This is a genomic window from Proteiniphilum sp. UBA5384, assembly GCF_002410825.1.
Classification (GTDB): domain Bacteria; phylum Bacteroidota; class Bacteroidia; order Bacteroidales; family Dysgonomonadaceae; genus Proteiniphilum.
The window spans coordinates 130,305-130,583 of record NZ_DHOS01000062.1; the positions used below are offsets into that span (position 1 = coordinate 130,305).

The window sequence follows — 279 nt, forward strand, 5'->3', positions numbered from 1 at the left end:
AGCAAGTGATAATTGGTATATTGGCCTTGGTGGTGGAACAAATCTCTACTTCACTAAAGCCGAAAACGATGCTGACGGCAGCTTCGGTGATCGTTTAGGTTGGATGGGCCAAATCGAAATCGGACGTTGGAACTCTCCGAACTGGGGTTTTCGTGCCGTACTTGATGGTGGAAGCATCGAACACATTGCAAACGTGCCATTTGCGAAAGACCATACTTGGTTAGGCGGTCATATTGACGTGATGTATAACGTTATCAACGCATGGGGTAGCTACAATCC

1 pseudogene is annotated in these 279 nt (G+C 47.0%); it reads left to right on the forward strand.

Annotated features, from left to right (window positions below):
• Positions 1-279: pseudogene (locus B4G81_RS11905) on the forward strand (hypothetical protein); the annotation flags it as partial.